At 69.8% G+C, this 5,989-nt stretch carries 5 protein-coding genes; 1 reads left to right on the top strand and 4 read right to left on the bottom strand.

The genetic code is table 11. The annotated features are described in order from the left end of the window. The coding region (locus tag R6V09_RS43635) for a helix-turn-helix domain-containing protein (protein ID WP_317887033.1) at positions 1-231 on the top strand (231 nt) is incomplete at its 5' end. Between the two features lie 3 nt (positions 232-234). Here R6V09_RS43635 and R6V09_RS43630 read toward each other — a convergent pair. The 4 genes from R6V09_RS43630 to R6V09_RS43615 all read right to left on the bottom strand — a co-directional run. Beyond that, positions 235-1,467, bottom strand: a complete 1,233-nt coding sequence (locus R6V09_RS43630; RefSeq protein WP_317887032.1) for an SGNH/GDSL hydrolase family protein — start codon at positions 1,465-1,467, stop codon at positions 235-237. Further along, the gene (locus R6V09_RS43625; protein ID WP_317887031.1) at positions 1,464-3,830 is read right to left on the bottom strand and encodes a glycosyl hydrolase family 95 catalytic domain-containing protein; all 2,367 of its coding nucleotides are present in this window, start codon (positions 3,828-3,830) and stop codon (positions 1,464-1,466) included. The genes R6V09_RS43630 and R6V09_RS43625 overlap by 4 nt, the downstream gene beginning before the upstream one ends. Before the next feature lie 22 nt (positions 3,831-3,852). Then, positions 3,853-5,637 (bottom strand): alpha-galactosidase D, encoded by a 1,785-nt coding sequence (locus R6V09_RS43620; protein ID WP_317887030.1) that lies wholly within the window; start codon positions 5,635-5,637, stop codon positions 3,853-3,855. A 40-nt stretch (positions 5,638-5,677) separates the two neighbouring features. Beyond that, positions 5,678-5,989, bottom strand: a 312-nt coding sequence (locus tag R6V09_RS43615; protein WP_317887029.1) for an ROK family protein, incomplete at its 5' end; no start/stop codon positions are given.

The raw sequence follows: 5,989 nt of genomic DNA, 5'->3' as shown, positions 1-5,989 counted from the left end.
GGCGGGGAGCGCCCCTCGCCGCTGACGGCCCGCGAGCAGGACGTGCTGCGGCTGCTCGCGCTCGGCCGCAGCAACCGCCAGATCGGCGAGGAGCTGTTCATCACCGGCAAGACGGCGAGCGTCCACGTCTCCAACATCCTCGCGAAGCTGGGCGCCGCGAGCCGTACGGAGGCGGTGGCGATCGCCTACCGGCAGGGCCTGATCACCCCGGAGGCGACGGCGTCCGGCTGAGGTTCACCGGCCGCAGTCGAGACCGGCGAGGTCGACCGCGTCGGCCATGGCCTGCATGCCCTTGTCGTTGGGGTGCAGATGGTCGCCGCTGTCGAAGAAGGGCAGCATCCTTTCCTGGTCGTAGGGGCTGCGGAGGATGTGGTCGAAGTCGGTGACGGCGTCGAACTCCCCGCTGTCCTTGATGAACTGGTTCACCTCCTGGCGTACCGCCTCGCCCGCCGGGTCCCATTCGGACCAACCTTCGAACGGTCCGACCGTGGCGCCGACGACACACTTCCCGGCGGCGTGTGCCCGGTCGATGATGTCGCGGTAGCCGGCGATCAGGTCCTGGGCGGTGACGCCGCTGTGGGCCTTGATGTCGTTGACCCCTTCGAACAGGAACACCGTGCGGACACCGGGCTGCGACAGGACGTCCCGCTGCAGCCGCTTGAGGGCGCTCTGCCCGGCGCCGTCCGCGAGCACCTTGTTGCCGGAGATCCCTTCGTTCGCCACTCCCTTGACAGTCGTGTCGGCCCGCTGGAGCCGTCGGGCCAGGTAGTCGGGCCAGCGCCGGTTCTGGTCCGTCGTGCTCGCCCAGCCGTCCGTGATGGAGTCGCCCAGAGCGACCACGGCACTGGTGTCCGCGCCGGTCCGTACGGTGACGGCGTCGAGGTAGTACCAGGCGCCGATGGTGTCGGTCCAGGCGGCACCGCTCTCCTCGGACGTGTGGTCGCCCTGGGTCGCGTACGACGTCTGCATGGCCAGTCCGTGACCGGTCGCCGGGCCCGCCGCGTCCGGGCTGTGGATGCTGACCACCAGGTTGGTGGCGGCAGGCAGTCCGCCGGTCAGCGGGTCGCTGTACGCGGTCGCCCCGGCGGGGACGGTGACCGACCGTCCGCCGCCGAAGGTGAGCCGCCGGTTGGACCGGGGCACCAGCGCGGCGCCCTCCTTCTGCACGCCCGCGTAGACGCTGTCGAAGGTCACCGGCCGGTCGCCGAAGGCGTTGGAGAGCCGGATCCGCAGCTCGCCGCCCGCGACACTGGTGTGCACGACCATGCGGTAGCCGCGGCCGGCTACTCCGTCGCCCATCCGGTCGGCGCTCGCTGCCCAGGTGACGACGGTGTGCGAACCGCCCGAGGCCGACGCCGCCGTCGGGACGGCGGGCTCCGACCGTGCCTGTGCGGGCACGGCCTGGAGAGCCACGGCCACCATCACCAGGGCCAGCCCACGGCGTAACCGTGCCGGTCGGGCCGTCACCGGGCGAAGTCCCGCAGCGTGACGGACGCGCCCGGTGTCAGCCGCACCGTCCGGGTGTCGGTCCCGAAGGCCACCGTCGTGGTCCGGCCGTTGACGCTGCGGACCCTCACCTCGGTCGGCTTCCCGTTCTTCCAGTGGAGGTCCACGACGAAGCCGCCACGGGCGCCGACACCGGTGACGGACCCGGACGCGGCCCACGCGTCGGGGAGCGCCGGGAGGAGCTCCAGATGCCCCGGACGGGAGTAGAGGAGCATCTCGATCATCGCCGCGGGGGTGCCGAAGTTGGCCTCGATCTGGAAGATGCCGCGGCCCACCTCGACCTGGTAGATGTCGAAGAGGTTGGAGGCGGTGCCGTTGCTGCCGTCGGTCGACGGGCGGAGGTTGTTGACGACCAACTGGTAGGCCTTCTCGGCGTTCTTGAGCCGCGACCAGCACAGGCTGCGCCAGGCGTTGGCCCAGCCGAAGCTGTCCATGCCCCGGGCGGTGAGCAGGGCGGTGGCGCCGTCGACGATGTCTTTCGGGGTGGAGCCGTCGGGGCGGATGCGGTCGCCGGGGAAGAGTCCGATGAGCGGGGACAGGTGCCGGTGCGTGGTCTCCCCGAGGTTGTCCGGGGACATCCACTCCTCCAGCCAGCCCGTCTTGGGGCTGACCACCGGGAGGTACAGCTTCTTGCGCAGTCCCGCGATCGTGCCCGCGTAACCGGTGTCCTTCTTCAACTCGGCTGCCGCGACGCAGTAGTTGCCGAACAGCGCCCACACCAGTTCCTGGGCGTAGGTGATGCCCTTGGCGTCGAGCGGTCCCTGTTCGGGCGACCAGTCGCTGTCGGCGATCAGCACCTCCTTCGAGGTGCCGGGCAGCGTCGTGGTGAGCAGCCGCGCCTCCCAGAACTCGACGGCGCCCTTGAGTAGCGGGTAGATCTTCGCGAGGTGGGCCCGTGAACCCGTGAACTCGTAGTGCTCCCAGAGGGTGTTGCTCAGCCAGGCGTTACCGGCCGGGTGCCACCACCAACCTCCGCCGCCGTAGGGGTTGGTGGAGATGGCGACGGTCCAACCGGCGTTCTTTCCGCTGGAGTTGCGGTAGCGGTTGCGGGAGTCGTTGAAGAGTCTGCGGGTGAGGTCGGTCCAGTCCGGGAGCTGGGCGACGCAGTAGTCGGTGAACGCGTCGAAGCACTGGGAGAGTCCGGCGCGGTCGGCCATCCAGTAGTTCATCTGGATGTTGATGTCGGTGTGGTAATCCCCCATCCAGTCGGGGTCGTTGCCGTCGAGCCAGTTCCCCTGGAGGCCCATCGGCAGGCTGCCCCGGGAGCCGGCGATCATCAGATACCGGCCGAACTGGAGGTAGGAGGCTTCGAGTTCGGGGTCGGGCTCGCCGTCCCGGGCGCGGGCCTGGATGCGCTCCCAGGTGTCCAGGGCGCGCTGGTCGGCGGACGAGGTGCCGAGCGAGATGTCCAACTGCCCGAACAGCGCGCCGTGATCGGCGACATGGGTGTGCAGCAGGGTGGCCGCCGTGTGCTTGGCGGCTGCGCTCACCTTGGTGCGGGCCAGCTTCTGCGGGTCGAGGGACGGATCGCGGTAGTGGGCCGCCGCGTTGGGCGCGTAGTTGGTGCCGCCGCTCAGCACGACGGTGACGTCCTTGCAGCCGGAAAACGCGACGCGCGAGCCGTTCACCGTGACGCTGCCGCCGGTGCCGTACGCGGTGACTGCCGCGCCGTAGCGCAGGCCGTTGGCCAGTGTGCCGCCGAACGAGCGGGTGTCCGTGGCCGGTTCGCCGTGCGTGCCCGCCAGCTCGACGGTGCCGGTGTAGCGCCCGCCGCCGTTCTGGGTGAAGTGCAGGACGATCACGTCGTCGGGGCGGCTGGCGAACAGCTGCCGTTGGTACGTCACTCCGGAGCGGACGTAGGAGGTGGTCGCCACGCCCTGTTCGAGGTCGAGGGTGCGGCGGTAGCCGTTGACCGCTCCCAGGTCGTGGTCGGGGATGTCGACGGTGAGCCGGGCCAGCAGGGTGAGGGAGCCGAAGTCGGCGCGCCCGTAGGGGAATTGGCCGTCCGAGTCGAGGGTGTCGTTGAGGCCGCCGGTCCACATGGTGGCGTCGGTGACGAGGAGTACCTCGTGGCCGGGGTCGTTGCTGGCGAGGGCGCCGAGGCGGCCGTTGCCGACGGGAAGGCCCTGTTCGATCATCGAGTTGTCGTCGGCGGGGGCCTGCCACCACAGGGTGTTGCGTGAAGTGCCGCTGCCGTACGAGGTGTTGGTGGGGCGCTCCGGTGCGGCCGAGGCGGTGAAGGCGGGCAGGCCGGCGAGGGCGCCGGTGGCCGCGGCGAGGGCGAGGACGTTGCGTCTGGGCAGGTCGAACGGTGCACTGGACATGGGGATCTCCGAAAAGGTCGGCTCAGGAGGAGGAGTTGGGCACGTCGATCCGGTCGATGTCCGGTGCGTAGCTCGAACCGCTGTCGAAGGTGATGGTGTTGGCGCCCGCCTTCAAGGTCACCGGCACGCTGACCGTCCCGACGGTCCCCCAGTCGCCGGTGGACGGGAACTTGTGGCTGGTGGCGCCGTTGCCGTTCGCGGAGATGCTCGCCGAGCGGGAGTCACCGCTGACGTAGGCGATCTTCACCTGGTAGGTGCCTGCCTTGGCGACGACGATGTTGTTGTAGGTGAGCTTGCCGCCGAGGTAGAGGTTGCCGACCTTGTGGGCGCCGGAACAGGCCGAGCAGTCCGCGATGTTGGCGTTGCCGCTGAGGGTGTTGGTGGTGGCCTCGGCCTCGTAGGCGGTCGCGGTGACGGCGCTGCCGTGCGGGGTGACGGTGAAGAGGCGGGAGCCGTGGGCGGGCAGGGCCTGGGTCACCTTGTTGGTGTAGGAGCCGAGGTCCTCGTGGTTCCACAGGTCACGGACGTCGGCCTTGCCGGTGAAGCCGAGGGTCGTCCAGTTCGCGGAGACGGCGGCGGGGGCACTGGCGAGGTTGAACAGGGCGACGGTGTATGTGCCGTTGGGGTTCTTGGCGGCCCACACCTGCTGGGCGTCGGACGGGGTGACGGGGCGGGCGGGCGGGGCGTCGCTCTGGTCGACGGCGATGACCTCACGGTTGGTGAGCAGGGAGAGGCCGTAGTCGTCGAGCTGGGTGAGGTCGTCGCCGGTGAAGAGCGGGGACTTGGCGACGGCCCACAGGGTGGCGTAGCTCTGGCGTTCCGCCTTGGTCAAGCCGTCCATCGCGCCGTTGCCGACGTCGAGGGAGTCGAGGTCGTTCCAGCCGCCGGGGCCCGCCTGGCCGGTCCACGCGGGGGCGTCGTCCCAGCGGTCGTCGACCGAGTTCTCCCAGCTGACAAGGGTGTTGCAGTAGCACTCGACGTCGGTGTCGATGCGCCAGCCGTTGGAGTACTTCTTCCAGTCGGCGGCGTGCCCGTAGTCGAGGGACCAGGAGAGTTCGAGGTGGATCGGGCGTCCGGTGGCGGTGATGGCCTTGTTCCAGGCGGCCACGTCGGCAACGTTGTCGTATTGATCACCGCTCTTGCCCGAACCGGGGCCGACACCGTCCAGCTTGAGGAAGTCGTAGCCCCATCCGGCGATCAACTGGGCCTGGGAGTCGATGTACTTCTGGGCGCAGGGCCGCGAGAAGTCGATCTTGTACGCGCTGTCCCAGCCGTTGGTGGTGCGCAGGTCGCTGTAGACGATGTCGGCGGTGGTGCAGCCGTCGGCGTTCCAGATGGGCGTCTTCCCGTCGCCGTAGGCCCCCTTCTCCAGGCCCGCGGGCAGGTAGATACCGGCCTTGAGACCCTTGGAGTGGATGCGGTCGGCGACGGCCTTCATGCCGCTGGGAAAGCGGACCGGGTCGGCCTTCTGGCGTCCGTACTCGTCGAATCCGGACTTCCAGGTCTTGTCCATCCACCAGCCGGCGTCGATGTTGACGTGGTCGTAGCCGTAGTTCTTCAGCTTGGTGGCGAGCGCGTCGGTCTGCTTGTTGACGTTCGCCTCGGTGAGGTAGCTGTAGTCGCCGTCCGGGTTGAGGCCGGGGTACTTGGACGACTGCATGCTCCAACTCGACCAGCCCATATAGGGCTTGGCCGCGACGGCCGGCGCGGTGTCCGCGTGCGCGGTGGGGAGGTGGGTGGCGAAGCCGGCGGTGAGGGCCAGGACCACCATGGCTCTCAGGGCGCGAACGGGCGTGAGGGAGTACATCGTTGGGCTCCTCGTGCGGGTCGGAGTGTGATCGTGCGGGCTAGTCGGCGGCTCGGATGAAGGACTGGATCGCGGTGGCGGCGGCCCCGCGCGCCCACTCGTCGAAGGGCAGCGGGCGGGTGCGTACGTCGCAGCGGGCGGCGGAGCCGAAGGCGGCCTCGGCGAAGGAGTCGCGGATCTGCTCGGCGAACAGGTCGTAGGCGGCGAGACCTTCGCCGGAGATGATCACGCGTTCGGGGCCGAGCAGGTTGGCCACGGTCGCGATGCCCCTGCCGATGGCCTCCCCGGCCCGCGCGTAGACCTCGCGGGCTCCGGCGTCGCCGCGGTGGGCGAGGGCCACGGCCTCCAGGGT

The organism is Streptomyces sp. W16 (genome assembly GCF_033194735.1).
GTDB lineage: Bacteria > Actinomycetota > Actinomycetes > Streptomycetales > Streptomycetaceae > Streptomyces.
This window is presented reverse-complemented; position numbering and strand designations above follow the sequence as displayed.